The organism is Ferruginibacter paludis (assembly GCF_030409685.1).
Taxonomy (GTDB): domain Bacteria; phylum Bacteroidota; class Bacteroidia; order Chitinophagales; family Chitinophagaceae; genus Ferruginibacter; species Ferruginibacter paludis.
The window spans coordinates 140,169-165,461 of record NZ_JAUFQJ010000006.1 but is presented as its reverse complement, the minus strand read 5'-3'; the positions used below and the strand labels follow the sequence as shown (position 1 = coordinate 165,461).

The 25,293-nt window shown below is 41.0% G+C and carries 28 protein-coding genes; 16 read left to right on the top strand and 12 right to left on the bottom strand.

Annotation, left to right across the window (positions count from 1 at the left end):
• Positions 1-2: 2 nt before the first annotated feature.
• Positions 3-719 carry a proteasome-type protease gene (locus tag QWZ08_RS11235; protein WP_290337504.1) on the bottom strand — a complete coding sequence of 239 codons (717 nt, stop codon included), beginning with the start codon at positions 717-719 and terminating at the stop codon, positions 3-5.
• Positions 720-1,214: 495 nt separating this feature from the next.
• Here QWZ08_RS11235 and QWZ08_RS11230 point away from each other — a divergent pair, with 495 nt between their 5' ends.
• Positions 1,215-2,066, top strand: coding sequence for a hypothetical protein (locus QWZ08_RS11230; RefSeq protein ID WP_290337503.1), 852 nt, complete (start codon positions 1,215-1,217; stop codon positions 2,064-2,066).
• A 225-nt stretch (positions 2,067-2,291) separates the two neighbouring features.
• Entirely contained in the window at positions 2,292-2,810 is a 519-nt protein-coding gene (locus QWZ08_RS11225) for a hypothetical protein (protein ID WP_290337502.1), read from the top strand.
• Positions 2,811-2,818: 8 nt separating this feature from the next.
• On the opposite strand, the gene QWZ08_RS11220 is transcribed toward QWZ08_RS11225, so the two are convergent.
• Entirely contained in the window at positions 2,819-3,190 is a 372-nt protein-coding gene (locus QWZ08_RS11220; protein ID WP_290337501.1) for a hypothetical protein, read from the bottom strand.
• Between the two features lie 403 nt (positions 3,191-3,593).
• Between QWZ08_RS11220 and QWZ08_RS11215 the strand changes: the two genes are divergently transcribed.
• From QWZ08_RS11215 to QWZ08_RS11195, 5 genes are all read left to right on the top strand, one after another.
• Positions 3,594-4,532, top strand: coding sequence for an alpha/beta fold hydrolase (locus QWZ08_RS11215; protein ID WP_290337500.1), 939 nt, complete (start codon positions 3,594-3,596; stop codon positions 4,530-4,532).
• A 248-nt stretch (positions 4,533-4,780) separates the two neighbouring features.
• The gene (locus QWZ08_RS11210) at positions 4,781-5,194 is read left to right on the top strand and encodes a helix-turn-helix domain-containing protein (RefSeq protein WP_290337499.1); all 414 of its coding nucleotides are present in this window, start codon (positions 4,781-4,783) and stop codon (positions 5,192-5,194) included.
• Between the two features lie 23 nt (positions 5,195-5,217).
• Positions 5,218-5,613: a VOC family protein gene (locus tag QWZ08_RS11205; protein ID WP_290337498.1), complete on the top strand. Its 396-nt coding sequence runs from the start codon at positions 5,218-5,220 to the stop codon at positions 5,611-5,613.
• Positions 5,614-5,703: 90 nt separating this feature from the next.
• Positions 5,704-5,988: a hypothetical protein gene (locus tag QWZ08_RS11200; RefSeq protein WP_290337497.1), complete on the top strand. Its 285-nt coding sequence runs from the start codon at positions 5,704-5,706 to the stop codon at positions 5,986-5,988.
• 112 nt (positions 5,989-6,100) lie between these two features.
• On the top strand, positions 6,101-6,796 hold the full coding sequence (locus tag QWZ08_RS11195) for a sulfite oxidase-like oxidoreductase (protein WP_290337496.1): 696 nt from the start codon (positions 6,101-6,103) through the stop codon (positions 6,794-6,796).
• A 597-nt stretch (positions 6,797-7,393) separates the two neighbouring features.
• On the opposite strand, the gene QWZ08_RS11190 is transcribed toward QWZ08_RS11195, so the two are convergent.
• From QWZ08_RS11190 to QWZ08_RS11180, 3 genes are all read right to left on the bottom strand, one after another.
• Entirely contained in the window at positions 7,394-9,286 is a 1,893-nt protein-coding gene (locus QWZ08_RS11190) for a CocE/NonD family hydrolase (protein ID WP_290337495.1), read from the bottom strand.
• A gap of 188 nt (positions 9,287-9,474) precedes the next feature.
• Entirely contained in the window at positions 9,475-10,308 is an 834-nt protein-coding gene (locus tag QWZ08_RS11185; protein ID WP_290337494.1) for an MBL fold metallo-hydrolase, read from the bottom strand.
• Positions 10,305-10,700 carry a transcriptional regulator gene (locus QWZ08_RS11180; protein ID WP_290337493.1) on the bottom strand — a complete coding sequence of 132 codons (396 nt, stop codon included), beginning with the start codon at positions 10,698-10,700 and terminating at the stop codon, positions 10,305-10,307. The genes QWZ08_RS11185 and QWZ08_RS11180 overlap by 4 nt, the downstream gene beginning before the upstream one ends.
• Before the next feature lie 234 nt (positions 10,701-10,934).
• Here QWZ08_RS11180 and QWZ08_RS11175 point away from each other — a divergent pair, with 234 nt between their 5' ends.
• Positions 10,935-11,600 (top strand): FAD-binding oxidoreductase, encoded by a 666-nt coding sequence (locus tag QWZ08_RS11175; RefSeq protein ID WP_290337492.1) that lies wholly within the window; start codon positions 10,935-10,937, stop codon positions 11,598-11,600.
• Positions 11,601-11,613: 13 nt separating this feature from the next.
• On the opposite strand, the gene QWZ08_RS11170 is transcribed toward QWZ08_RS11175, so the two are convergent.
• Positions 11,614-11,760, bottom strand: a complete 147-nt coding sequence (locus QWZ08_RS11170) for a hypothetical protein (protein ID WP_290337491.1) — start codon at positions 11,758-11,760, stop codon at positions 11,614-11,616.
• Positions 11,761-12,125: 365 nt separating this feature from the next.
• Here QWZ08_RS11170 and QWZ08_RS11165 point away from each other — a divergent pair, with 365 nt between their 5' ends.
• Positions 12,126-12,887 carry a hypothetical protein gene (locus QWZ08_RS11165; protein WP_290337490.1) on the top strand — a complete coding sequence of 254 codons (762 nt, stop codon included), beginning with the start codon at positions 12,126-12,128 and terminating at the stop codon, positions 12,885-12,887.
• A gap of 98 nt (positions 12,888-12,985) precedes the next feature.
• On the opposite strand, the gene QWZ08_RS11160 is transcribed toward QWZ08_RS11165, so the two are convergent.
• On the bottom strand, positions 12,986-13,150 hold the full coding sequence (locus QWZ08_RS11160) for a site-specific integrase (RefSeq protein WP_290337489.1): 165 nt from the start codon (positions 13,148-13,150) through the stop codon (positions 12,986-12,988).
• A 700-nt stretch (positions 13,151-13,850) separates the two neighbouring features.
• Here QWZ08_RS11160 and QWZ08_RS11155 point away from each other — a divergent pair.
• Positions 13,851-14,177 carry a hypothetical protein gene (locus QWZ08_RS11155; protein ID WP_290337488.1) on the top strand — a complete coding sequence of 109 codons (327 nt, stop codon included), beginning with the start codon at positions 13,851-13,853 and terminating at the stop codon, positions 14,175-14,177.
• A gap of 10 nt (positions 14,178-14,187) precedes the next feature.
• Complete coding sequence (locus QWZ08_RS11150) at positions 14,188-14,418, top strand: hypothetical protein (protein ID WP_290337487.1); 231 nt, start codon at positions 14,188-14,190, stop codon at positions 14,416-14,418.
• A gap of 214 nt (positions 14,419-14,632) precedes the next feature.
• Here the strand turns inward: QWZ08_RS11150 and QWZ08_RS11145 are convergent, their stop codons facing one another.
• Both QWZ08_RS11145 and QWZ08_RS11140 read right to left on the bottom strand, forming a co-directional pair.
• Positions 14,633-15,925 (bottom strand): ComEC/Rec2 family competence protein, encoded by a 1,293-nt coding sequence (locus QWZ08_RS11145; protein ID WP_290337486.1) that lies wholly within the window; start codon positions 15,923-15,925, stop codon positions 14,633-14,635.
• Between the two features lie 13 nt (positions 15,926-15,938).
• Positions 15,939-19,100, bottom strand: coding sequence for a TonB-dependent receptor (locus QWZ08_RS11140; RefSeq protein WP_290337485.1), 3,162 nt, complete (start codon positions 19,098-19,100; stop codon positions 15,939-15,941).
• Positions 19,101-19,223: 123 nt separating this feature from the next.
• Here QWZ08_RS11140 and QWZ08_RS11135 point away from each other — a divergent pair, with 123 nt between their 5' ends.
• Positions 19,224-19,376 carry a hypothetical protein gene (locus QWZ08_RS11135; RefSeq protein ID WP_290337484.1) on the top strand — a complete coding sequence of 51 codons (153 nt, stop codon included), beginning with the start codon at positions 19,224-19,226 and terminating at the stop codon, positions 19,374-19,376.
• Between the two features lie 25 nt (positions 19,377-19,401).
• Here QWZ08_RS11135 and QWZ08_RS11130 read toward each other — a convergent pair whose 3' ends face one another.
• Both QWZ08_RS11130 and QWZ08_RS11125 read right to left on the bottom strand, forming a co-directional pair.
• Complete coding sequence (locus tag QWZ08_RS11130; protein WP_290337483.1) at positions 19,402-19,653, bottom strand: hypothetical protein; 252 nt, start codon at positions 19,651-19,653, stop codon at positions 19,402-19,404.
• A gap of 9 nt (positions 19,654-19,662) precedes the next feature.
• Complete coding sequence (locus QWZ08_RS11125; protein ID WP_290337482.1) at positions 19,663-20,097, bottom strand: SpoIIAA family protein; 435 nt, start codon at positions 20,095-20,097, stop codon at positions 19,663-19,665.
• Between the two features lie 139 nt (positions 20,098-20,236).
• Between QWZ08_RS11125 and QWZ08_RS11120 the strand changes: the two genes are divergently transcribed.
• The 4 genes from QWZ08_RS11120 (at position 20,237) to QWZ08_RS11105 (ending at position 24,321) form a co-directional block, all read left to right on the top strand.
• Positions 20,237-21,454 carry a DUF763 domain-containing protein gene (locus QWZ08_RS11120; RefSeq protein ID WP_290337481.1) on the top strand — a complete coding sequence of 406 codons (1,218 nt, stop codon included), beginning with the start codon at positions 20,237-20,239 and terminating at the stop codon, positions 21,452-21,454.
• 372 nt (positions 21,455-21,826) lie between these two features.
• On the top strand, positions 21,827-21,991 hold the full coding sequence (locus QWZ08_RS11115) for a hypothetical protein (RefSeq protein ID WP_290337480.1): 165 nt from the start codon (positions 21,827-21,829) through the stop codon (positions 21,989-21,991).
• A 1,362-nt stretch (positions 21,992-23,353) separates the two neighbouring features.
• The gene (locus tag QWZ08_RS11110; protein WP_290337479.1) at positions 23,354-23,554 is read left to right on the top strand and encodes a DUF3606 domain-containing protein; all 201 of its coding nucleotides are present in this window, start codon (positions 23,354-23,356) and stop codon (positions 23,552-23,554) included.
• Positions 23,555-23,991: 437 nt separating this feature from the next.
• On the top strand, positions 23,992-24,321 hold the full coding sequence (locus QWZ08_RS11105) for a hypothetical protein (RefSeq protein ID WP_290337478.1): 330 nt from the start codon (positions 23,992-23,994) through the stop codon (positions 24,319-24,321).
• Positions 24,322-24,704: 383 nt separating this feature from the next.
• On the opposite strand, the gene QWZ08_RS11100 is transcribed toward QWZ08_RS11105, so the two are convergent.
• Complete coding sequence (locus QWZ08_RS11100; RefSeq protein WP_290337477.1) at positions 24,705-25,064, bottom strand: response regulator transcription factor; 360 nt, start codon at positions 25,062-25,064, stop codon at positions 24,705-24,707.
• Positions 25,065-25,293: the final 229 nt, after the last annotated feature.

Sequence of the window (25,293 nt, the reverse complement as noted above, 5' to 3'; positions counted from 1 at the left end):
TGTTATTGATGGTATATTTTTTCTATCCAGTCTTCCGGCATTTCATCCAGGTAGTGTTTTAATTTTTCGTTCCATTCGCTGGATACCTGTTGCAGCTCCTGTTGCTGGAACCTTGTTTCGGTAATGTGAAAGCTGTTTTTTAAATAAGTGACAATATCTATGGGAAACTCCACATCGTTGGAACTTACCCTTACCGAATCGAAGGACAGATAGCCGGCTTTCAAAGCCTGCCGCATGGTGGTGCCGGGATGAATGATCCTGTTGAGTATGCCCTTGCCCTGGCCTGAATTGCCAATGATGGCAAAGGGACTTCCTTCATCCAGCTCAACCCAGTTGCCTTCAGTATACAGCAGGAACAATTTGTGTTCGGTATCATTTTGCAGCTGTCCGCCAACAATGGCATTTAAGTTAAACTTGTAGCCGGAAGCCAGCAGCGCCTCTTTATCTTCATACCCCACTCTTTTTATCTGCTCGCCAAAGGCATTCACAGCCTTGTACATTTTGTCGTACACAATTCCGTTGCTGATCAGTTCCTGGAAATAATGCACCGCTTTGTCTCTTACAGAACGCAGTCCGCTGGTCATGATGAAAAGGCTTGCTTTGCCATCCTGCAGTACCAACACTTTTTTCTTGACAGTGGTACTGGTGCCTGCGGATATCCGCGTATCAGCAATGCCCACCAGTCCGTCTTTTAATTTGATGCCTAAACAATATGTCATGCTATAAATTGTTATTCCCCGGCTGAATTGTCGAAGATTGTGCCAACTATTTTGAATTAAATACAATTAAAAGAGGAGTTGCTTTTACCGTTGTAAAACAAGGGGAGTGGTTTTAAAAGCAGTATTATGGCGGCTTTAATGGTACGATGGTACTTTGTTGATGCCTTCAATATTGCAGGGCGACTGGTTTATCATTCCCACTATTGGGGAAACAGTTCCACTGAAAATATTTTACTTTCAAATACAACAAGGGCCACCCCCCTGGAGCGATATAAAAAGACACACTGTTTAAACCCTGGCAGCTGCAGCAAGTGTAAAAAGCTTTGTTGATGTAAAAAAATAGACCTATCATTACGCCAGCCAATCTTAATTAAACCTGATGAAAAAATACACCCTGTGCTATGCTGCAATTGTATGCTGCATTTGCCTACTCCTTGCTGGTTGCCGTAAAGAAGATTCAACAACTACGGCCGACCCAAAAGCGATATTACAATTGTGCCGTTAGCCGGTTGTACTGACATCATCACACATCGCTTTTTTACAGGCGAAGCAATAACCGGCGCTGATAGTATCCGGGTAAAAGTGAATGTTACAGCAACGGGTGCATGGAATTATCAAACTGACACGATCAACGGTATTTCGTTTTCGGGTGGCGGTGCAGTCAGTGAAACAGGTCTGCAATATATTGCTGTTGCGCCAAAGGGTACACCCGCTTTACCCGGCAACTTTGTGCATCATTTTACATCAGATACGTCACAGGCGAATGTGTTTGTTTCAGTAACAGACAAGAATGTTACAACAGAAGCTGTGCCGGCCGATACGCCTTATTTTAATCTAACGATTGACAGCACCATTTATACTATAACCAATGACAACAACGATCCTTCCCACCAGGTTGGCGGGTGGTCTCCTTCGGCAGACTCGGGGTCGGTGATGTGTGGGATCGGCCCGGGTATCTATCCCAATCCACCGGGCACAGGTACCCTCTCCATCCAAAAAAATTATATCGGTACAACCAATCCAGCGCTCACAGACAATGATTTCAAGACTTTTTTTAAGCCCGGCGCTTACCGGTTTGCAATCAATACCTGTGATAGAATGACTGACGGATTCCTCGTCTTCTGGAGCGATACGAATGGCCAGCTTTGGGACACCTTTCATGGAAACGGGCAGGAGGGAAGCTATTTTAAAATAACCGGCCTTACGGACGGATATAATTCTGACGGCAGGTATTATGTAAAGGTAAAAATGAGGTTCAGCTGTAAATTATATTCACAGCCTTCAGGGCAAATGAAACAACTGACAACTGGTGAAATGGTGGCTTATTTTGTGAGGTACAAGGAGTAGTGGGCAGGCAGTTTTAGTAAAGGGTTTTACCGGCGTGTTTTGCTGCTGCTGATTTGTATAATTTAAGATTGGGAATTAAAAATGTATGCGGTATATAAATAGTGGTTGCTTAAATGTGGTGGGCGAAGTGAAAACGCCGCTTGCAAATTGGCATTATGCGTTGCTGATTATAGCCTAGATATTTGTGTTAGCGGCAATTTTTGATAACACACTTTAATTTTTGAAATGCCAGACAAAGTAGTTCTATCAAAGTCGGAATGGTTCCAAATGTATTTGTTCCCGGCCTTTTGGTTATCTCTTCTTGATATTCTTTATAAAAAGGCTTCTAAAGCATATTTAACAGATAAAGAAACATTTATCCAAATATGCGTGTGTGCTATGTTTGCGGGAATACTACTATTTTATAATTTATTCAACATAAGTAAAATCAGAAAGTTTGTATCTGTTTTATCTACCCTCCCAAAGAATAAAAAAATTGAAATTATCAGTAACCTTAACCCAACTTATACCTGGTTTAAATTCGATAGTAAGACCGAAGATGAATATAGATTTTATTGTTATGGCAAATTCATAACAATAATATTAGATGTTGCTATAATAATAGATGAAAATGGATTTTATCTAAATGTAATGGATGCAGGTAGATGCTTCCCCATGGATTTTGGATATTATCAATTTATGACTAAAAAGATTAAGAAAATTATAGAAGAGAATATAAATGAAGCAAGGTTCGACATTAAGTAAACATTTTGCTACTTCAAAACAACATCCTTCATTCCCTTGCACATTTCCTGTATTTTGTGATAATGTTCATACGAATTATCAAGTTTATTCATTTTTATCAGGATGTGGCCGGGTGATTTTTGCATGTAAAATTTAGAACCATCATTAAGCGTGAACTCTGCATCCGTTAGTGTGTTGACAAAGGAAATGTTATTTTCCTTGCCTATCTTCTCATTCATATACTGTTCCGCAATGCTTGTTTTGTTTCTGCTGAACCAGGCATCCATGGAATAAGAATCGTCGTTGCTGGTGTAACTAAAGCTTATGTTTTTGTGGTTGTGCCAGCAGGAAGTCAGCACTATGCACTGAAATGCAAAAAATACCATAATCAACTTTTTCATACAATTTTTTAAAAGGTAAATGAATCAATAACCGCTATACGGATAATGGTTTCGAATAAAGTTGAGTGGATGGTAATACCTGTTGAAGTGGTACAAATCTAAGAACAGAAAAACCGGTACCTGCCTTTATTATATGAGTGGCCTTACTGTTACAGGAGTGGAAGGAGACAACTTGTTTTACCAAACATAACGTAGTCATTCATTAATGCAAAAACCATATTCATCCTTTTGCTTTTTTCTCAGCCAGCATTCCGCTCACTTTGTACATTATTCCGGGGCGCCAGTTTTTTCACTCTAAGCAAAGCCCTCCCTGGCATAAAGCATTATTTAACCACCCATGACTTGCTGTTTACAGCGTTTATAATTAAATTAGCTGCCGGCTTTGCGGCACTACAAAACTGAAATGAAAGTGCAGGATACCAACCTGACCGTTGACCGGAGCCACCAATTTAAAACTTTGATGGCTGGTAATTTCAGGCTGTACCAATTCAATAAAACAACCATGACAGTTCAAACGAATCACCATATTGAAACGAAGCCGGAGGCAACAAGCGGCTATGCCGCTGTGAACGGCCTGAAAATGTATTTTGAAATACACGGTGCAGGCACACCGCTGGTGTTGATTCATGGCGGCGGCTCAACCATTCATACAACTTTCGGGCGGGTATTACAGGCGTTGGCAAAAAGCCACCAGGTAATTGCGGTGGAGATGCAGGCACACGGCCACACTGCAGACATTGACAGGCCTTTAAGTTTTCAGCAGGATGCAGACGACATCGCTGCCTTGTTAAAGCAACTCCGCATCGGCAAAGCCGACATATTCGGTTTCAGCAATGGCGCAAGCACTACACTTGAGTTCGCTATCCGGCATCCTGAAATGACGAACAAAATAATTGTGGCTTCCATTTTCTACAACAAGGCAGGCGCTCCGGACTGGTTCTGGCCTATGATGTCGAAGCCGACATTTGAAGACATGCCCCAGCCTTACAAGGATGCTTTTTTAAAAATTAATCCTGATACCAATGCGCTTCACCGGATGTATGAAAGGGATGTTGCAAGAATGCTGGCCTTCCCCGATATATCAGATGATGACATCAAATCCATTAAGGCCCCTGCACTGATTATTGCCGGGGACAGGGATGTTGTAACGCCGGAACATGCTGTACAAATGCACAGCTATATTTCCAATTCACGGCTTGCCATTTTTCCCGGCGGCCACGGAGATTATATCGGAGAATTAACGACACCACAAAACAACACTTTAATTGCAGCCACCATTTCGATGATCAATCAATTCCTGGACGGGCCGGAGGTGAAAGATGCGGGGTACATGGAAGTCTAAATAACTTCCGGATGAATTTGTATCAAACAGAAAAAATGAACGGGATAAAAGGTACTTATTATTCAAATGCAAAACAGATCGGGACATTTATGAGGATTAGAAGTTTTATTGAAGATAACTTTACAAAGGAACTGAATATTAAGTTGTTATATCATATAAATCATACTTCAAAATTCCGTTAATCAAGTTCCCGGAGAGGGCGTGGTGCGGGAGGAGGTGCATGTGGAAGTAATAAAATAAACCATCAGATGAATTTTTATCAAAAAGAAATGAACAGGATTAAACGCAGCTGTTATTCAAACAAGGAACAGATCGGGATAGTTATCGGAATTAGAATTTTTATTGAAGACAACTTTGCAAATGATCTGAACCTGAGTTTGTTATCCCGTTTAAATTATACGTCAAAATTTCATTTGCTGCGACTTTTTAAAAGGTATTACGGGCTTACACCGAAACAATATTTGATAAACAAACGAATAGCAGCGTCAAAACACCATCTTGCAACAGGAATGGCGGTAACCGAAACTTGTTATACAGTTGGGTTTGAAAGTCCCTGCTCTTTTAGTACTTTATTCAAAAACAAAACCGGGCTTACTCCGGCTGAGTTTAAAAAAAAGAGCAACTTTTGCAAAGTGAATGTTAAGCTGGTGCAGGAACTTTGAGCACTCATCCTAAAATTGACAACATGAAAGTAAGTGTTACAGGCATCCCGGTTAAAGACCAGGACAAGGCATTGGAATTTTACACCAGTAAGCTGGGTTTTGTAAAAAAGTTAGATGTGCCACTAGGCGGGGGCAACCGCTGGCTGACTGTAGTAGCCAAAGAAGAACAGGACGGAACTGAAGTTTTATTAGAGCCATCGCCCAATAATTTTGAGCCGGCTAAAATTTACCAGCAGGCACTTTTTGATGCGGGCATTCCCTACACCCAATTCAGTGTGGATGATCTTCAGCAGGAATATGAACGACTGTTAAATTTGGGCGTAGCGTTTAGCCTGACGCCGACAGCCATGGGCACAGTAAAACTGGCTGTTTTCAACGATACTTGTGGAAATAATATCCAGCTGGTACAAATGCTTTAAATTGAAAATACACAATGCACGCACCAGTTAAAATAATGCAACCAATCTGTGAGCATCGTTGCGGCTCGTAATTAACAACGGAAAACAACCATGGAAAGAAATACCTTATTCGAAATTCCCCATATCAGGCTCATTGAATCTGACTCCGGGCTGTACTGCCTGGTGGTTGAAGACACTGAACTGAATGATTATGTAGAGGATTTTTTGTGGGATGAATTTGAATACCAATCGACTTCAGTTTCCCGGCACGATAGAAAGACGCCGGCGATTTATTGCAATTATTTCGATGCCAACTTTTCTAAAGAGCGGCTACTTGAATTACTGAACCAATTAGATCCGGGTGAAGTGGCAAGAATATATAAGCTAAACAATTAGCGGTAAACAGCTACAGATGCATCCAAACATTTTTCGCTACCGCATAAAAGGCCGTCATTGCCAATTTTATTTGCCTGCAATTCATTAACTTCCTTCAACAAAAATTTACGCTATGGAGGAGAAAGAAAAATTGGACCGCATTGTGGATGCCCGGATGAAATTGAAAGCAAGGTTTGAGGAAAAGATAAAGCTAACGCCATCCATTGCTGACGATAAACCCATGGGAAAAGGAAAGCTGAACCGGCACGGCATGCCCGAATTGCCTGTAGGGCAGACTATCACCAAAAAATGGCCGGTGCTCGACCTGGGCATTCAGCCAGAAATTCCCCTGAGTAAATGGAAACTGGTTATAGATGGCGAAGTGGAACACCCGGTGGAATTGACATGGGAACAGTTTATAGCTTTGCCACAAACAGAAGATACTTCCGATTTTCATTGTGTTACTACCTGGTCAAAGCTGGGCATTAACTGGAAGGGTGTACGTTTACTTGACCTGGCCGCACTGGTACAACCAAAAGAAATGGCTACCCATATTTTATGTTACGGCTATGATGATTACACCACCAATATGGCTATGGAAGAAGCGTTAAAGCCTGACGTACTGTTGGTACATACGGTGGAAGGCAAACCCTTGCCAAAAGAGCATGGCGGCCCCGTACGCATGATCACGCCCCAGCTGTACGCATGGAAGGGGTCCAAATGGATCAGCAGAATTGAATTTTTAACTGAAAACAAACCGGGCTTCTGGGAAGAAAGAGGTTACTCTAATACAGCCTACCCATGGAGAAATGACCGGTATAACCGTTGAGAAAAGTATGATGCAGCAGGGAGGAACTCCCTTGTATGTCACTGCATTTTTTGAAGCCTGGTATTAAAACTGTTTTTTGTTTTAATACGCAGGTCCTTTTTTCTGCACCTTATTTTTAGAAGCTTTCTCCAAATTAATTCTGTACTGTTTGATTTTTTGTAAACTGTTGTAATGGGCACTGCTATATTTTTTGTTTTGTTTAAAAGCAGCATAGATAAGAATGCATAGTAATAAAATGCTTCCGGAAAGTAACAGCATTTTCCGCTGATGCGTGGACATAGACAAACCGGATGCAACGCTGGTTAAAATAAAAGAATGGCTCATAGCAAGGTATTTATTTCAGGAGTTAAAATACTGTGCCAAAGAACAGGTTAGTATGCACTTTAACTAAATCATTTTAATATGGCTTAAGGCGACGTATGTCCTGCTGCAGGAAACGTGTAACGGTTGGTCAAAGTAATGTGCAGATACATTCATTAATTGCGCTTTCAGAATTGCTACAACATACTGAATGAAATGAAGATTCGGATCTGTATTTCGCTATTTGCTGTTTCCAGCTAAGTGGTTGTACAATAAGCACGTGGCAGCTATTTATTGTTATTTTAATACAGGTAAAATAATTTTTGACGCATGTTGTGCGTCATGATAAATTTTAATGTTGCTTTTTATAAAATCCTTTTCAGCACAACGGTAAATATCAACAAACTGTTGCGGGTTTCTGTCAACTAAAGGAAACCAGCTGCTTTGTACCTGTACCATAACGCGATGCCCTTTTTTAAAAGTATGTGCAATAGAAGGCAATTCAAATTTTACTTCCTCTATTTTGCCGGGAACAAATGGTGCAGGGTTTTCATAACTCTTCCTGTACCGGCCCCTGAAAATTTCTGCCCTTACCAGCATCTGGTAACCGCCCATCGGGTAGGGATTAACAGGATCTGTTTCTGCATAAATGTCTACATCGTTGTAACCGGAATATTCAGGAAACACATCAATTACTTTTACCACAAAATCTGCATCTGTTGTAGAAATGCTTGTCATAATATCCGCTATTACATTGCCTGTAACAGTAACCTCATTCAGTAAAGTATCCGTTTTAAATACAAGCACGTCAGGCCTCCTGGCAGCAAAGCGTTGGTCCGCTGACATATAAGTTCTCGTTCTGTTGAAATGCACGGCTTCTTCATAGGGAACCGGTTTTGCAGGATCACTTATATATTCGCTGAAGCCATTGGTGGCAGCGGGTTGGGTGGTACCTAATTTTCCGTTTGGCTGCAGGTACATCACTTCGTCTGCTTTACCTGCAGGTGGCCATTGTTCAAATGCTTTCCATTGGTTGGCACCGGTAATATAAATATTGGCTTCGGCAATTTGTGCTGCATCCCCTTTACCTTTTAAAAAATAATTAAAGAAGGGTACTTCAAAATGCTGCTGATAGTATTCACTTGTGTTGGAACCAAACTGAATATTGCCATGGTGTGTTCCGTCGTTGTTTGCCCATTGCCCATGGTACCAGGGACCTTCCACAATTTTATTAAATGCCTTGCCGGGATTGTTTTCTTCTGCCGCTTTATAAGCGTTCCATGCTCCCCAGCAATCTTCTGCATCAAACAAACCGCCTACCCATAACATGGCAGGTTGCAGGTTTTTAGTTGCCACCCGTGCGTCTCTTGCTTTCCACCAGGCGTCATAATTGGGATGGTTCATCAGGTCTTTCCAGAAAGCGATGCTGTCTCCTGTATATTTTGTAAGATTTTTTAAGCTGCCTGCATCCAGGAAAAATTGATAGTTATCATGATCCGGATACCCCACTGAAGTAGCGGCGACTGATACTGGTTTGGGATGCGGAACGCCAAAAGCAGATCCCTGTGCGGAGTAAAAACCAAATGCATCCATCTGAAAAAAAGCGCCATTGTGATGAAAGTCATCACCAATAAACCAGTTGGTAACTGGTGCCTGCGGACTCACTGCCTTCAACGCAGGATGGTTGCTTGCTGCAGCCATGGTGCTGTAGAAACCCGGATAAGAAATGCCGAATACACCTACATTGCCATTGCTGCCGGCAAGGTTTTTTATAAGCCAGTCAATGGTGTCATACGTATCACTGGACTCATCAATTTCCTTCCCTTTTTTGTTGGCGTTAAATGGCCTGATATTGACCATTTCTCCTTCGCTCATCCACCTGCCCCGTACATCCTGCTTCACCATAATGTACCCTTCTTTTAAATATTCCTTTTGATAACTGTCCCAGAAAGGTAAAAAAGATCCTTCGCCATATGGCTGACAGGAATAAGGTGTTCTTGATAATAAGATGGGATGCTTCTCGGTATTGCTTTTCGGCAGGTATATAGAAGTAAATAACCGCACGCCGTCCCGCATGGTAATATATACTTCCTTTTTTGTGTAGTTATTTACAATCCGGGCTGAATCTGTATCCTGCGCATTTGACACAACAGCAACCAATGTAAATAAACAAACCAGTATTTTTTTCATAAACAGTTATTTTATTGAGCTAGAATTTAAGGTACTAACTTTTTTAATAGCAGCTGCTCAACACAGTTAACCATTTAGGCATTAGCAAAAGATAATTTACCCGGCTGACGAATTGAGATGACTATAAAAGACTGTTTCTGATACGATGCGGGATGAGAAAAGCCAGCTTACTCATGCTGCCAAAAATACTACGGCAGTGTAATTTCCATTCCTTCCCTTGCCAGTTCGTTTTTGAAAGTGTAGTTGTTGTTTTGAAAAGCAGCATACAAATCATTTAGCGCTTCATCAGACCGGGCCGGATCATGATGTGCAAACAAAAGGTGTTTTACCCCTGCAACAGATGCAAAAAGCGCTGCATCATCAATGGAAGAATGTCCCCAGCCTTTTTTGTTCAGATATTCTGCGGCGGTGTACTGGGCATCGTGCAATAGTAAATCGGCACCTCTCGCAAGATCTATTCCTGACATCCATTGCTCATCTTCAATCATCCCGTTGCGGCCCAGCGCTGGCTCATGATCAGGGATATAGGTAAACACCGAATGGTTCCCGGTAACACGGAAGCCAACCGTTGGTCCGGGATGGATGATGTAATTGGACTGAAGGCTAAAGGGACCTATTTGAAAAGTACTGTTACCAATTTCATGCAGGGTAAGACTGCAGGGCAAATCACGGATAAGTACAGGAAATAATGGGGGTGACAGGTAACGGCTTAGCCTGGAATGCAGCGTTCTTGTGCTGCTTGCCGGTCCCCAGATATGTATCTCCATTGATGCGTCAAAGAGCGGTTTAAAAAAGCCCAGCCCCTGTATGTGATCAAGGTGAAGATGGGTTAGTAAAACGTCAATCCTTTTATTTGCCAGTTGATTGTCCACTACCAGTTTTTGTATGCCCGATCCGCCATCCAGTACCAGCAGCCAGCCATCTTCCCATACATCAGCGCAGGAAGTATTGCCGCCGTAATAAGCTGTTTCAGGACCCGTTGTGGTTATTGAACCACGAACGCCCCACAATTTAATTTTCATACATCAGTTGATTTCCAGAAAATAGCAACGGCCCCCGACATCTTTCCTGTTCTGCCAATGATGGGGTAGGCTGTAACTGAAATTTTTTGATTTTTACCCTGCAGGCTTTCGATCCAAAAAGTTTTGTGATGGGGCAGCGCATCCTGCAGCGTATTTACAAGTGGCAGTTCCTCCGGAGATAGCTGCTTGCCATTTTCATCAAAAGGTTTAAAATCTGTTGCCCATTGTTCTACCGGCATTTCTCCCGTGTCTTCAAAGCGTTTGCCTAAAATTGTTTCTGCAGGCTCGTTGTAAAAAATCAGATTTCCTTTTGTATCTGTAATAAAGGCTGGTATAGAAAGGCAATCTGCCAGTTGGCGGTTTAAAATAATTTCTATTTCGTATGCAGGCATTCAAAAAAATTTAAGTATTCTGTAGGGTTGTTACCTGGCCGGTAAAAGAACCAACACCATATGGATGAACAAAATGCGAATTCTTTATTAAACATCCAAGTAAAGTGGCAAGAATATCCCAAAAGAAAAGCCTTACCCGCAATAAATAATCAAAACAAGAGCGCAATTGCTTCTACAAAGCTTGACGGGGATAAACGAAACGATTAAATTTGAATGATCAAATCTGATTCAATCATGAAAAATATTGTAAAAATACTGGATGTTAAACAAGTAACACATGATGTAAAATATTTTAGAATAGAAAAACCTGCAGGCTATCATTTTACGCCAGGTCAGGCAACGGATGTTGCTATCAATAAAGCAGGGATGGAGGGAGAGAAGAGACCATTTACTTTTACTGGCCTTACCGATGACGCCTGTTTGGAATTTACAATTAAGCGCTACCCGGATCATCATGGTGTTACAGACCAGCTCCATCAACTTGTGCCAGGCGATGAACTTATTATTGAAGATGCATGGGGTGCCATCGAATACAAGGGGCCTGGCTATTTTATTGCCGGCGGCGCAGGCATTACACCTTTTATTGCAATACTAAGGATGTTGTATAAAGACAATGAAATAACAAACAATAAGCTGTTTTTTTCTAACAAAACTTCAGCTGATATTATTTATGAAAAGGAGCTGTCAGCTATACTGAATAAAGAAGCAGTTTATATTTTGTCGCGGGAAAACAATACCGGATATCTATCCGGGAAAATTGACCGGGAATTTATTAAACAGCATGTGAGCGATTTTAGTAAACATTTTTATGTATGCGGACCAGATTCAATGGTAAAGGAAATTGTGGAAATCCTCCAAACCCTGGGAGCGAATGCAGATACCGTATTATTTGAAAAGTAGGTACAGTGAGATGTCATTTTTCGAATCCTTCAAGCAGATACCCGTCAACATTTTTTTGTTCTTCTTCATCAACCGGTGTTGTAATTAAAATTCTGTCAATTGCATAAAATAGAGAAGTTGACACGCTCAGGTTTAACAAAGCTTCAACGAGTGGTTTCATGAAAAAATGACCCGCAGCAATGCTGTGCCATAAACCAGCAGGTATGCAAAATAAAAATCCCCGCAAAACGGGCGGGGATTCGTATCAATCTTAATCTAAAAAAAATGATTTCAGCGAAGAGTCATGGAAATCAGGTAAGCTTATAGATTGAATGCCGGAGAGTTTAACTTTTAGTTTTCAACTCTGTTTTCGACCATTTGGAACGTACAGTTAAAATGTCAGGAAATTATAGAACATAACATATTCGTAATGTTTGGGTAACACAAAATTAACACGCGGTTGGTTTCTTTGTTGTCATATGCACTTCTCAGCAAACTATGGGTTCGATCCGGCCGGTGGTGGCATCTACAAACTTACTTATGAATATGGCATTTTGTTTCCGGCGGTGCTCTGTCAGCGGATTGATTTTTTTTGCGTGCATGATGGTGAATTATGCCTGTAAAAAAGAAATACATCCGGCCATCAACTTCAACAACAGTTTTGATAAAGGAATTGCATTCCAGGAAGATTTTGAACCAATTGCAGCAGATTGGTTGTATTATAACACAGATACGGTTTCTTCTGCGATCGTAAAATTTATTGCGCTTGATTCATCAGCACTTTCCTACACCTGGACCATTGAAGCAACCACATATAATGCACAGGAAATCAGGCTGAATTTCCCCCGGAAGTATTTGCTTACCAACAAACAAATACCGGTAAAATTAGCTGTCCGGTACACGACCGTTTCCAAAGCCGATACCATAAAAATCTTTTCAAAATTGTTAACCTTTGCCAACCCTTGCGCAAGTAAGTGCAATGGTGTTTTTAAGGGATCAACTGACAACAGGAGCAATCCGGACAGTTTTCAAATCGGGACATGTGCAAATGATTTGCTGCATCCGGCTACTGGTTTGTATCTCGAAAATTTTCAGCTGGGTTGCGGCCGTTTTTTTGATGAGCTTCCCGACAGTTATAATATCGGGTACAAACAAATTTTGTTTTCTGCAACAGGCGAATTTTTATGTAATTCCCCTTCAGGTATCATTGCAATCTACGGAGACAGCATTTGTATCAATTACCGCTCCTTCGATAATGGTAAGCTCGAAGCGCCGGTGGATCATGTATTCAAAGGAGTCAAAAAGTAACTTTTTATTTTAAGCGTCTGGAAATCATTCCTACTTCCTGCTACTGCGCAGTTGTGATTTTGGTACGCTCAAAACAATTTGAAAATTTGGGATTATTTTTAGTTGCACTTCCAATCATCCCTCGCATCGAGATAATTTATTTTCAATTTCATCCTATCCTTGCTCACTTTTAAAACCAAAATCGTCGCATAATGTTGCGTTGTTCTTAAATTGGTGTTGCCTGACATTTTTGACACTGTTTCAATAGGAACGTCGTTATTCATGGATATGGTTTGTTGCAAAAGTGTGACGGGCAATTGGAACGTTAAGTTTTTATCAATACCACAAGTATCCGCTATTATGTGGGATAAAAAAAATGCCCACGGCATATTTTAAGGCTCATTTTTAAGTAGTAATATTTGACAATTATTTACAGGATATGCATCACCAGGTATTTGTTTAAAAGCGCCAATACTTCATTCTATGTATGAAGTAAATACTGCCATCTCCTTATTCATCTGGTTTAAAGAGTTGTTTTACCTCTTAGGTAAAATATGATATAATCTCTTGGCTAAACGGTTCGTTGTTGTTGATAATCTTCGACTTTCGCAAGCTAACGGGGGGGGGGTGATTTAAATATTATTAAATGTCATAGTTTTTAATTCACTGCGTAATTTTCCAGTATAAAAAAACCGCTATAAGGATAACTTAATTACACTACAGGCTGGTTCCGGTATGCGGAAAATTCATCCGTATTTTGGAAAAGCGGCCAAACGAAAATTACGGAACCGTTGACACAACTGAATTGTACAGACTGGTACAGTTCTGGCGGCGAAGAATTACTATCAAACCTTACTCAATGAAAACTGTATTTCAATTCGGCCATACTATCTTTCCCTTTGTATTTTTTGCAACAGGAAATTTAACCACACCGAACAGCATACAGCCGCTCAGCCTGACATCCATAACCACTCAGTTCCGTTTATGAAAATCAATGATAAAGCAAAAGTGCATCGGTATAACAACGCAGTAAAAAGAAAACTTAGAAACAACCACATTACCCTCTGCGCTGGTGACGACGGGAGTTATCACCTGGAAATCATTCATTATGATAACAAATACGCAGGAGAACCAGTGATTCTGCATACAGTACAAAGAAATGTTTTGCGCATAAGCCTGTTAAGAATGAGCCGGGACACCCTTGAAGCCTTTGTTCTGAATGCAGTTGAATTACTGAATATACAGGAGATCACAAAACCCGCCGTCCTCAGAAAAATACGCCAGGAGGCCGACAATACTTTTACAATCTAAATCTTACCATATGCAATTCTTACTTTACAAATTTCAGTGGACAGAATGGGACAGAATTTCTATCACTGATCAGGGAACCGGTTTTTATTTCGCCAAGCATCCCTGCGATATCAGTGAAATCGAACAAATGGTTACCCATTTAATCAACAAACCGGCAACCGCAGACATCAGCCTGGATGAAATCGAAGTTATTACTTCAACCGAATATGAAAGGACGACAGACGAGCCATTTCACCTGTGAGAAGCGCAATGCTCCGGCTTTCGGCCGCCAAGAGATATTGTTTCATAACTTTAATTAGCGTATTCCAGCCGGTAAACGGCTCCACCGGCTACAGTAGCTGTTTTTACTAAACGATCTTGCGAATGGCGGAAAATATTAGGAAAGGTAATTTTGGAAATTAGCCATGCGCACGATTTAGACTTACTGAATATAATTAGCAGTAAAGTTTACTGTTTTATAAATTTGTTGCATCCTTACTTGCATATGGTCCAAATACTTTTTTAACATGCAGCTCTTGCTGGTTATCATCGAGGATAATGATGTAATACTCTTTTCCGCCGGGTATAACACGTACAACAATATGCCCATGCATACTTTGGTACGACTGATCTACCAACGGGCCGATCACGTCTTTATTCGCCTGCATCATATTGGTAGCGAATAAGTCTCTTTTGGCAGGGTAGAGGAGTGGAGAAGTGGCCCGGATCAATGTTTCATGCCCGGGATGGTCCGCCGTCCATACCTGTTCGATCCACACGTTGGATTTAAAGGTCTGTACCTGAAAGGCATTCACTGCATCGCGGTTGCCATGGTGATCCATGGTGGCTACATCCACTTCCCCAACGGCTTTTGCAACTGGTGTTTCTACATCCCGCCATTGGGCATCCCCCAAAAATACATTGCCGGGGCAATCGCCGCCGGTATAATAACTAAAGGGGCCGTAATGTATCACCAGCACATTACTCAATGCATTTTCATCCGGCCAGGTTTTATTGTTGGCAGTATCAATTGGCGGAAAGTGCTGAACTGTCTGACTGTCTTTACCTGTCCAGATATCGCCGTTCGATTTTACGTTCTGTACATAAAAGGAAGGATAATTTTCTGCATGGTGGCGAAGAGTAAACTGCGACCGGCTGCCTGCTTTTAAAAACTGCGTCAGCATTCCTTTGGCTTTGCGGCTTTGTATAAATGCCTGGTAATTATCCCATGATTTGGCATAGGATGAACCAGCCATTTTTTGCAGTACTGTTGTTAACGGAACAGGATAATTATAATCTCTTGTTACCAACAAACTGATGGGAAAAAGCGTGCCAATACCCGTGATGCCGCTCAATACATACCTTCCATCAGCTGATGCAGGAGCACCCGCATACCATCCGCCAAAATGATCGTCGTGAAAATGAGAAATTACAGCGTAATCAATGATCGCTTTTTCTTTTAACGGATCGGCTTGCTGTATGTATTGCCCAATCCATTCATACGGACGTTTTGAATTGTCTGGCCTGATCGGTGTATTGCGGCGGGACAGCGTTCTCGGGTTGGTCGGGTCTAATTCTCCGGCATCAAAGAGCATCGTAGTGCCATCAGGGAAAATATAAAACGCCGCATTGCCTCTGCCGGTATTGATATGGTGCAGGTCAAGATAACCTTCTTTCCAGGGTGGTAATGGCTGGCCCGGCACAGCTGTTTGTGCCGGGCAGTTCAATGCCATCAATAAAATGAAAACAATCAATAAGCCATTTCTCATTTATATGTTTTTATCAGAAAGAATAACGGGCACCCAGTTGAACTGAATAATAGGTAGCCGTTTTTATCTTGGTGCCTGCATTGGTGTTCACACTGTATTTGTACGAACTGGTTTCAGCATCAAAGCCGGTAACATTATACAAGTTCGTATTGATGATCTGGCTGTAACCGCCCCATTTGTAATTGATCAGGTTGAGCACATTGAAAAAGTCTGCTCTTAAAGTAATTTTATGAGTCTTTACCAGTTTGATATCATAAGCCACACTTAAATTCCATTGGGTGCGCCAGGGCATTAAACCGCCATTGTAAGGAGCAAACTTACCCATATTTTTCAGCAGGAATTTTTTATATTCAGGGCTTGTTTTAGCCAGCAGGTTATTCATGCCGGAAGCGATATCCGAAGGTGTAGAAGCACTGTTGGGATCATATATAAATGCCAGGTTGGTACCATCATTGCCTTCTCCAATCACATCTTTATTTACATACGCAGAATACCTTGCATTCTGATAAGCCTGGAAAGATGAACTGATGCTGAATCCATGAATGGTAGGGCTTAAGAATAACGCAACGATCTTATTGGCCTGGTCTCCATCGCTGTACCAGTTTTTACCATAGTCCGCATAACCGGAATAAGAAGAGGCTACACTGAAATTGGAATTGCGTGGATCGCCGTTATCATAAGGTGGCGTGCCGGTAGCTTTACCCCTGGCATATGATACACTAACGTATCCGTCTTTACGTAACTGCGCAGCTACTTCGACTACGGCACCTAAATATTGTGAAGCCCATTTGGTGTTGGTGAAATAGCGAACCTGGTTAAAGTTGGATGATATCCTGGAGTTAGCCAGTACCGGCAGGTAACTGGTGGAACTTGATCCGGTAAGAGAAGCAGCAGGTACATACACTTCCCTGCCTTCATTGGTTACAAACTGTGGCGTTTTGCGCAGGTTCAGGTCGTACAAATAAAAGTTATCCCAGGTGCGGTCGTAATACACGTTGGCACCAGCCCTTAACCAGTTATTGAAAAAGTGATAATAACTAAGACTGGTTTTGAACGTGAGCGGGTTCTTTAAATTTTTATCCAGCACCAGCACTGTTGCAGGTTGTTTGGTTGGTAAAGAATTATAATAATCTACGCCTGGCACTTTGCTAAAATCCTGCTGGTAAGCTGCCCAGTCAGGTACCGGTACATTTTGTCGGATATCCACCTGGCGAAAATCAACGCCGTTGTCAATGTGCGAAAAAGTAATTGGTTGCGTGGTTAACTCAGAAGCAAAAAGACCACTACCAAATTTCACTAAATCTTTTCCATTGCCATGCACATCCCAGATCAGGTTCACACGGGGCTGCACATTCTTGGCGTCAAATGGAACTACATCGCTTCTTACGCCCAGGTCTTTATACAATTGTTCGTTGTAGGTTGGCTTGCTGCCAATGATGTTGGCGTCCCATCTTAAGCCTACTGTTAGATTCAGGTTGGGCTTTAAGTTGGTTTCCATTTGTGCAAACAAACCCAGCTCAATAATGGGGACACTTATTTTTGGGTTGATGCCATCCAGTGGTATCTTCCGGTTAAAGCGATAGGGCTTATTATTAGCCATGTCTGCAATGCTGGCATAATAAAACTGTCCCTGCTGGTCATGCGACAAACGGTCTGTTACGTGATTGATATTGTTATCTGTACCAAAGACAAAATTGAGGTTACCGGTTTTGTAACGCAGGTTATCCACCAGCTGTATTACATCCGATGCATCTCTTTCAGGTACCCAGTTTTGTACGCCAAAAGCTACAGTAGTATTGCCGGTGCTGCCATCGGCGAAAGTAGAATTCACATTCACAAACCCTTCCGGCACGTGGTTGTTGACGAACTTCAAAAACTTGCGGTAAGTGCTGAAATTTACTTTCAGGTCATTCACCAAATTGCTGCTTAACTCTGTACGCAAGCCCAGCATCACGGCATTGTCTATTTCCACGCCGGTGTATTGTGTGGTTAATAATCCTGACCCTTTTAATTTGTTGGGATCTACAAAATGCAGGTAATTGTATTTTAAAGTAAGCAGGTTTTTCTTATTGATGTTCCAGTCAAATTTGGCGAAGGCATTTTTTGTTTCCTGTACAATGTTGATGGTACCGTATTGCTGGTTTGCAGGGAAACCGAACTGGTTTTGCATAATGCCAACAATCTGGTCAAGGTTGGCTTTGGTGATATTCAGGTTCTTTTCTGCCTGTGCCTGTGTGGCGCCGGCGAAAGTAAAATCGTATGCCCTGAATGGAATGGTGTTTTGGTACTGGTCATACGAAATAAGGAAGTGTATTTTGTCTTTGATGATTGGTCCGCTCAGTAAAGCACCTCCTTGTTTAATTTGGTATTTGCTGGTAAGGTGATTGCCGTTTACATCCTTGGTAGCCGCCAGTGAGTTGGCGCCATAATAGCCCCAGGCCGCACCTGACAATGTGTTGGTACCCGACTTGGTGATGGCTTTTACCACGCCACCTGATCCACGTCCGTTGGTAACATCGTACGAGTTGGTAGAGACTTCAAACTCCCGGATGGTTTCTGAAGAGATAGAAAATGCCGCATCTGTGGTACCGCCAAATGTTGCCCGGCGATTGCTTACACCATCCAGCATATACCCAGTGCCGCCTGCTTTGGCACCTGCAAGGGAAGCGCCGCTTGCCAGTGGTGATAGCACCATCAGGTCGGTGTAGTTACGGGAAGCCAGTGGTATTTTTTGAATGGCCCGGCCGCTCACAGCTGTACCCGTACCCAACCTGTCCACACTGTTTGTAAAACTGTTAGAGCGTACCGTTACCTGCGAAAGGGTTGCGGCATTTTTGCTCAATACTATTTTATTCAGCACGAGGCGGTCACCCAGGTTCAGGGCGTTGTCTTTTAAAAAGGTGGGTTGTGCACCTGCTGCAGATACCTGTATATTATAATTACCCACCGGTAGATCCCGCAGTGTAAAATATCCTTTTTTGTTGGTGGAAGTGGCCGTAGTAAAACCAGTAGCGGGGTTGCTTACGGTAACCGTGGCGCTTTCAAAAGGCTGGTTGTCGTCGGTATACACAAAGCCGCTGATTCCGGAGCCGCTGGACTGGGCGAATGCACTGCATACCAGCAGTAAAAAGCAAAGCCCGAGGATTATTTTTTTGTTCAGAAAAACTTGCATCATAGCATCTAATTTTAGAGGGGCAAAACTATTTTAAAAGAAAGAGAGTGTTCCGCCGTTTGTACATTAATAACGTTTACATGAAGTTTTCTTAACGCAAATTTCACACAAAAAAACGTGGCTGGCATGCCTTATAAGTCATGGCCTATTTCGCAACATACCGGACAGTTAGGAGGATACGGTGAAGAAAAAGGGGCCTGCCTTTTGGCTATTCTTTTTGAACGAATGCTGTTCAACCCGAATTACGAATATCATCCTGCTTTTACATTAAACGGGTAAAAGAGACTACTTGCTTTCCGGTACGCTATAGTCGTTTGCGACTTTGCAAATACAGCTTACCTGAAATAATTTTAAATTTAAAGTAGATATTTTGGTTTTTCTCTTCTATACCAAGCAACAGGTTTTTAATGTTGGCTGCAGTGACTGGTTTGCTCAGTTCAATCAGCTGCTTTTTTGCTTCATATACTTTGTGTGGTAAAACGTCCAGGTAAGCGTTATAGGCCTTAACGCCATCCGTCTTGCTTACTGAGATTGAACAAATATTGTTAACGGTCATCTTGCTAAATCATACTTTGATGTTACAAGAAATATGCCTTCTATGACTTATTGAATGCGGCTTGCAGGACACACTAAGAAATTGTGAAGGTCCGTTAAGAGCCCCTGCAATGACCTCTTTGCATTTTCCGGCTTTTCGGTAAATAGAATTTGGCTGAAACAGTTGGTGGTATTGTTTTTTAATGTCAGCCGATTCTGAAACAATCGCCATTTTGTGCCATTTTGTAAAGTGCTTTAATCCCACTGCCAGGTCATCTATGATGGCGCCAATTGTGAAATCGGCCAGGGTAGTATCCAATACCAGCATGAAATTGATTTTGCCTTCTTTTTTAACTGTTTCATTAATCCTCGGAATTACTGTGTGATCATAGTCTGCTTTGGTTACTTTTCCAAGTGCACGAAATCCTGCAACATTTCCAGGTACATCATTCAATAATTGTATCATAACTGCCCTTTTAAAGTGTTAATAATTTGTATCTACACAACTAGTATAGCGTGACAGCAACAGCAAACGGGGGAAATACCTTGGTTTATAGTCCCAGCCATGGCCCGGGAGCCCAATTAAAAAGCTGTAACTTTATTCCATGAAACGATCTGGCACAGCTGATCTTCCTCTTCATTACGGTTACGTTCCTCAATGGCTTGCAGAACGAATGGCTAAACTGGGCCTTGGCATTACAGAATCTGTCATACTAGAATATGGCAAACAGGAAATGCTCCGGAGACTATCCGACCCATTTTGGTTTCAAAGCCTTGGCGCGGTGATGGGCATGGACTGGCATTCCTCAGGGATTACCACTTCTGTGATGGGCGCATTAAAAAAAGCGATCAATCCGCTTTCAAGGGAACTGGGCATTTTTATTTGCGGAGGTAAAGGAAAATATTCTAAACGAACACCGGATGAATTGTTTAGGCTGGCCGATGCTACAGGAATGAATGGGGATGAACTGATACAGGCCAGTAAACTTACTGCAAAGGTTGATAGTTCGGCCATCCAGGACGGCTTTCAATTGTATACGCACAATTTTATAGTCAGCAATACCGGCCAGTGGACTGTTGTACAGCAGGGAATGAACACGGAAGATAAAACTGCACGACGTTACCACTGGCATTCAGCAGGCCTTGATTCGTTTGTTGATGCACCGCATACAGGCATCTGTGGCAAAAACCAGGGCGAAATTTTAAATCTGGTATCTTCAGATGCCGGGCCAGCCAGGGAAGCCATCGTTCAACTGACGATGGAAAAGCCGGACCTCGTGTTGAAGGAATTCAGCAAATTAATTATGCCAAACCATCATGAAGTGACATCCAAAAATGTAAATTTAAAAAGACTCGGTGCCGCACTTTGGATAGCTCATGAACAGCAGGTTGCAAATTTTGAATCCTTGCTATCCCTGAAAGGAGTTGGCGGCCGTACATTGCAATCACTGGCGTTGGTAAGTGAAGTGATACATGGCACACCGTCACGGTTTAAAGACCCGGCACGTTTTTCATTTGCACATGGCGGTAAAGACGGTCATCCCTTTCCGGTTCCAACTAAAGTGTATGATGAAACCCTTCATATTTTGCGAACCGGCATTGAAAAATCTAAACTGGGTTTTAACGACAAAACAGAAGCGGTGAAAAAGCTGCATGAAATAGCAATAAAAGCTGAAAAAGATTTTATTGCCGAAGAAGCAAATTTTGATAAGCTGCTGCAAAAAGAAAATAATGAATCCTGGCAATACGGAGGTAAAACGGTTTTCGGTGATGCAAAGCCAGGGAAAGAAAAGCCCGGCAATATTCAATTAAAGCTATTTTGAAATCATCAGTAATTACTTCACCAACCCTCGTTGGTCGATATTTGCTGCGGTTATTAAAACGTAACAGAATGGAATATAAATTTACAATTTCTCCCCGCCACTACACCTAATTTGAATTTAATTTTTTGGCTAAAATAAGTTTGCTTTAATGTCTCAATATCAGATAGTAAATCCTGCGCCAATTCTATTTCTTTTCAGCAGGGTGTACCCAACCATTGATCCGGCACCACGCCGCTTTTCAATTTAGATAACGAAACAAAAAATTTGCACACGCTTTGTATCATCATAATTGAAAGATGATGTAATTACTTTTTAAAATATAGATCTATGAATAAATTACAATTAGCATGCGACTGGGAAAAAATGAAACAAATGCTATTGGAAGCGGAGCCACAACTTTCGAATGAGGATGTAGATTTTGCAGAAGGGCAGGATGAAGACTTAATAGACAGTCTCATGCGAAAACTTAGCCGCAGCCGTGAGCAAGTAGTGGGATGGGTTGAAAGTGTGTCGTCGACTACTACAAAAGCATCGTAGGTTATCCGCGGTTTAATCAAATAACAAATGGTAAATAGCTGCTCAGAAGCGAGTCTTAAGAATATCAGCAAGTTAAGACGAGCCTTAAGGTGTATCAATTCTATTTTTACTAATCAGCCTATTGTGGGACACTTTATTTCAAACCAATCCTTAAAAGTGGCCGGAAAATAAAGACAATCTTAATAACAGGGAAACTGAAGAACAAGGTAACCGCGGACAAACTCCAACGCATAATAACGACTTTTTTATTGAATTGGTGCTGCGGTTCCACAAAAGGAACTGGGCGTGTATTTTACTACCCGGCCGTGGGTATCTGCACGGTGGGGATGCAATCCAAATAGTCCCTGCAAATGGAATTGGCAAGTGGTAGCCAGCCCAATTGAATAGATTTATAGTCCAGGGAAATTAACTCAAAAATGTTCAGGGCCCTTATTGCCAATTTTATCACAATGTAAAAGATCAACTTTAATCTGGCCAGTAGGTAATTCAATCAATGCAACGGTCGACCTTTACTATACCTGGAAGAAACCTCTGTCGGCAATAGTTCATTACACCTTGCAACTAATTCAAACCAAAACTGGATTGAGAGATGCATACACTTGCTTGAATACACAGCTATCAATAAGGTAAAAGTACTGAAAGCGATTCGTGGATAAGGACAAACACTGCTGTGGAAATTATTAACCGATAAAAAAAATACGCAAAGTTAGAACCTGACGCCCCAGCAAACAGGATATTGTTCCACCCTTATTCGACAATATATTATTGGCACATTATATGACTCTCTTAAACAAAAACGGATATGAATAAGCACCTTGTAGTTATTGCTTCAGTTACTGGAATTATAGCAGCCCTTTTCTATTTTATAAAAACAAAGCAGAAAAAAGATAGAGTTCAAATTCAACTTCCCACACATCGTTCCCAACATCGAACCGAAGTTTTTGCGAATGCGAAGACCGGCTTGTAAAGTGCAAGCCTTTTAATGGGGCTGCTGTATTCGAGGCAATGCATGCCACAATGTTTGACAGAAGGTTGTATGAATCTGATGCTGTCAAACTTACTTATAGAATAGGGCTTCAACCCGACTATAAAGAACTTACAGTTACCGCTGTAATGCTTATGATTTGCTTGTTTGGACGCTGTAGCTAAAGTAATCATGTGTTCAAAAGCAGTGGACAAAAAAATTGCAGAATCAGTTGTCAGAGCCAAATAGCCGAACTAATGCCAGCCTTACAAAACAGAGCGTTACCCAGCATTAACCATCTTATTGCTAAAGCATTTTCTTCAATCATAGCTGAAATTCCTTCCTCAAATCAGGCACGGTTTTTTTATGTAATTATTGAACCTCAAAAATAAAAAAACATGGATAATAAGAAAATGCAGAATGGCCGGGACAAGAGCCGCATCGATGTAAACGATCCAGCTGAGGCTGAATATGTACATCAGCAGTTCCCCAATTTATCACATGAACAGATTATTCAGGCCATCAAAGAAAAAGGCCCTTCGCGCCAAGCCGTGATGAACTATTTAAGTACAAAAGGAAATAGAAGTCACGCTAACTAGAATTAATCAGCCGTCATATAAAGGCGGCTGTTTAATTTACTGGAGCGACATTTTTCACAGTCAGTTGCAGATATAGCCTCTTCTGGTCAAAAACATTTCTAATTAAATTTTATTCTTGCATGGCATGCAAGAGGTCACCGGTTCGAATCCGGTATTCTCCTCCTGAAAGATGAAGGTGGCTATTGATTAGTCACCTTTTTTATTTCGTATAAGTGCAGTAACTAGTGGATGATATTGAGTGCAATCCCTTCTAATTTCATTGATAAATTTCCTTCAGTTTCCTGCATAGAACAGTGTGATTTAGATCAATCATCAATTGAAATGATTTAAGTTGAGTACTTCACCTAAGAATAGGTGGTAAAACAATTACCTAAAACATAATAGTTTAAAGTATTCCTTTTGTTGACAGTTAATTTTGATTTTATAAAAAATTAGCTATGGGATTTAAAACAACAACAGTGTTAGTAGAAGGCATTATCGGAGTAAACCTTCTGCCAAAAATCAATCTTTCACTATTGAAAAGTATATTAGTTTGCTTAGGATATGCTGTGCAGTTAGTTGAAAACAAAGAAACGCTTTTACGCTTTAGTCATCCTGAGGTTCCTTGCCCTGGAGAATATTCATTATATCAATACGGGTGGAATGATAAACTGGAACGTCACATAATTTCATCTACAACAAAAGGGGCTTACTGTAAAAACAGCTGCCCCGTCTTTTGTCCAATATCCTTTGAAAACCAAGATAAAATTATTACCCTTTTAAAATAAAAACAAGTTGATAAACCTTCTTAGCGAATTGATAACAATAATAAAAAAGGACTACCAGTAAAACCAGTGCCCTTATATTATAACCGAACCCCTATGAAAACTAATGCTTTGATTTTATTTAATACCAATATTTGAAGGATAAAGAAGGGCTGATGTTGAAACACCGCACTGAATTAGTCCGATTGTTTTTCTATGAAAACATATAACTAAAATACTACTAGCATTTTTAATATGCAATAGTTGTTATAAATACTTCCAGCCATACTTTACTGGTTAGAAAAATAGTTCTGCTATCATCATACCTTAACTAACTCCTTTCTATGATTGTTGAAGAAGGCATGCTTCAAAGTTCATTCTGCCGGGTCGAAGTAGTGGAAAATTTCTTACGATTTTACCTGTGTCCATTTAGATATTTTATCCATTAGATTATTTACATCAAATGGTTTAGCAACATAATCATCAGCACCACAGGCAATATACTTATCCTTAAGATTTAAACTTGCAGATACCATAATTATTGGAATAGAGCTGTGTGTTTGTTTTAATTCTTTACATATGTCCCTACCATCTTCACGGGTTAAATAAATGTCAAGCAGGATAAGATCAGGCTTAAACTCTTCTATAACTGCTTCTAAATTTTTCCCTGTACGTACTACGGTTACATAATGGCGATACGCAGCAAACAACTGTACGTACATATGTGTCAGATCAATTGAATCTTCAACAATTAGGATATTAGACATGGACAAATTTTGAACGAAATAAAAGATTTTTAATCTATCTAAAACGACTTAAAAACTCATTAGCGTATGATTTGCATCTTTTTTATTTTTGCCCGGACCATAATCATTCAAACATACAGGAAGGATTTAATTGATGGGGAAGTATAGATGGTTACCAAGTTGTGTAAGGCAGTCCAGGAATTTGAAAAGAAGATTACTGATAAGAATATTTAGATAACATAAACCATGC

What these genes read in the sequence shown, in the direction of transcription:
- QWZ08_RS11120 (WP_290337481.1), top strand. Translation starts at nt 20,237, where the DNA reads ATGAAACGATCTGGCACAGCTGATCTTCCTCTTCATTACGGTTACGTT.
- QWZ08_RS11195 (WP_290337496.1), top strand. Translation starts at nt 6,101, where the DNA reads ATGGAGGAGAAAGAAAAATTGGACCGCATTGTGGATGCCCGGATGAAA.
- QWZ08_RS11125 (WP_290337482.1), bottom strand. Translation starts at nt 20,097, where the DNA reads ATGATACAATTATTGAATGATGTACCTGGAAATGTTGCAGGATTTCGT.
- QWZ08_RS11115 (WP_290337480.1), top strand. Translation starts at nt 21,827, where the DNA reads ATGCTATTGGAAGCGGAGCCACAACTTTCGAATGAGGATGTAGATTTT.
- QWZ08_RS11165 (WP_290337490.1), top strand. Translation starts at nt 12,126, where the DNA reads ATGGCATTTTGTTTCCGGCGGTGCTCTGTCAGCGGATTGATTTTTTTT.
- QWZ08_RS11190 (WP_290337495.1), bottom strand. Translation starts at nt 9,286, where the DNA reads ATGAAAAAAATACTGGTTTGTTTATTTACATTGGTTGCTGTTGTGTCA.
- QWZ08_RS11210 (WP_290337499.1), top strand. Translation starts at nt 4,781, where the DNA reads ATGAATTTTTATCAAAAAGAAATGAACAGGATTAAACGCAGCTGTTAT.
- QWZ08_RS11235 (WP_290337504.1), bottom strand. Translation starts at nt 719, where the DNA reads ATGACATATTGTTTAGGCATCAAATTAAAAGACGGACTGGTGGGCATT.
- QWZ08_RS11205 (WP_290337498.1), top strand. Translation starts at nt 5,218, where the DNA reads ATGAAAGTAAGTGTTACAGGCATCCCGGTTAAAGACCAGGACAAGGCA.
- QWZ08_RS11185 (WP_290337494.1), bottom strand. Translation starts at nt 10,308, where the DNA reads ATGAAAATTAAATTGTGGGGCGTTCGTGGTTCAATAACCACAACGGGT.
- QWZ08_RS11110 (WP_290337479.1), top strand. Translation starts at nt 23,354, where the DNA reads ATGGATAATAAGAAAATGCAGAATGGCCGGGACAAGAGCCGCATCGAT.
- QWZ08_RS11145 (WP_290337486.1), bottom strand. Translation starts at nt 15,925, where the DNA reads ATGAGAAATGGCTTATTGATTGTTTTCATTTTATTGATGGCATTGAAC.
- QWZ08_RS11225 (WP_290337502.1), top strand. Translation starts at nt 2,292, where the DNA reads ATGCCAGACAAAGTAGTTCTATCAAAGTCGGAATGGTTCCAAATGTAT.
- QWZ08_RS11105 (WP_290337478.1), top strand. Translation starts at nt 23,992, where the DNA reads ATGGGATTTAAAACAACAACAGTGTTAGTAGAAGGCATTATCGGAGTA.
- QWZ08_RS11150 (WP_290337487.1), top strand. Translation starts at nt 14,188, where the DNA reads ATGCAATTCTTACTTTACAAATTTCAGTGGACAGAATGGGACAGAATT.
- QWZ08_RS11170 (WP_290337491.1), bottom strand. Translation starts at nt 11,760, where the DNA reads ATGAAACCACTCGTTGAAGCTTTGTTAAACCTGAGCGTGTCAACTTCT.
- QWZ08_RS11140 (WP_290337485.1), bottom strand. Translation starts at nt 19,100, where the DNA reads ATGATGCAAGTTTTTCTGAACAAAAAAATAATCCTCGGGCTTTGCTTT.
- QWZ08_RS11220 (WP_290337501.1), bottom strand. Translation starts at nt 3,190, where the DNA reads ATGAAAAAGTTGATTATGGTATTTTTTGCATTTCAGTGCATAGTGCTG.
- QWZ08_RS11215 (WP_290337500.1), top strand. Translation starts at nt 3,594, where the DNA reads ATGAAAGTGCAGGATACCAACCTGACCGTTGACCGGAGCCACCAATTT.
- QWZ08_RS11200 (WP_290337497.1), top strand. Translation starts at nt 5,704, where the DNA reads ATGGAAAGAAATACCTTATTCGAAATTCCCCATATCAGGCTCATTGAA.
- QWZ08_RS11155 (WP_290337488.1), top strand. Translation starts at nt 13,851, where the DNA reads ATGAAAATCAATGATAAAGCAAAAGTGCATCGGTATAACAACGCAGTA.
- QWZ08_RS11180 (WP_290337493.1), bottom strand. Translation starts at nt 10,700, where the DNA reads ATGCCTGCATACGAAATAGAAATTATTTTAAACCGCCAACTGGCAGAT.
- QWZ08_RS11175 (WP_290337492.1), top strand. Translation starts at nt 10,935, where the DNA reads ATGAAAAATATTGTAAAAATACTGGATGTTAAACAAGTAACACATGAT.
- QWZ08_RS11135 (WP_290337484.1), top strand. Translation starts at nt 19,224, where the DNA reads ATGCCTTATAAGTCATGGCCTATTTCGCAACATACCGGACAGTTAGGA.
- QWZ08_RS11130 (WP_290337483.1), bottom strand. Translation starts at nt 19,653, where the DNA reads ATGACCGTTAACAATATTTGTTCAATCTCAGTAAGCAAGACGGATGGC.
- QWZ08_RS11160 (WP_290337489.1), bottom strand. Translation starts at nt 13,150, where the DNA reads ATGAATAACGACGTTCCTATTGAAACAGTGTCAAAAATGTCAGGCAAC.
- QWZ08_RS11100 (WP_290337477.1), bottom strand. Translation starts at nt 25,064, where the DNA reads ATGTCTAATATCCTAATTGTTGAAGATTCAATTGATCTGACACATATG.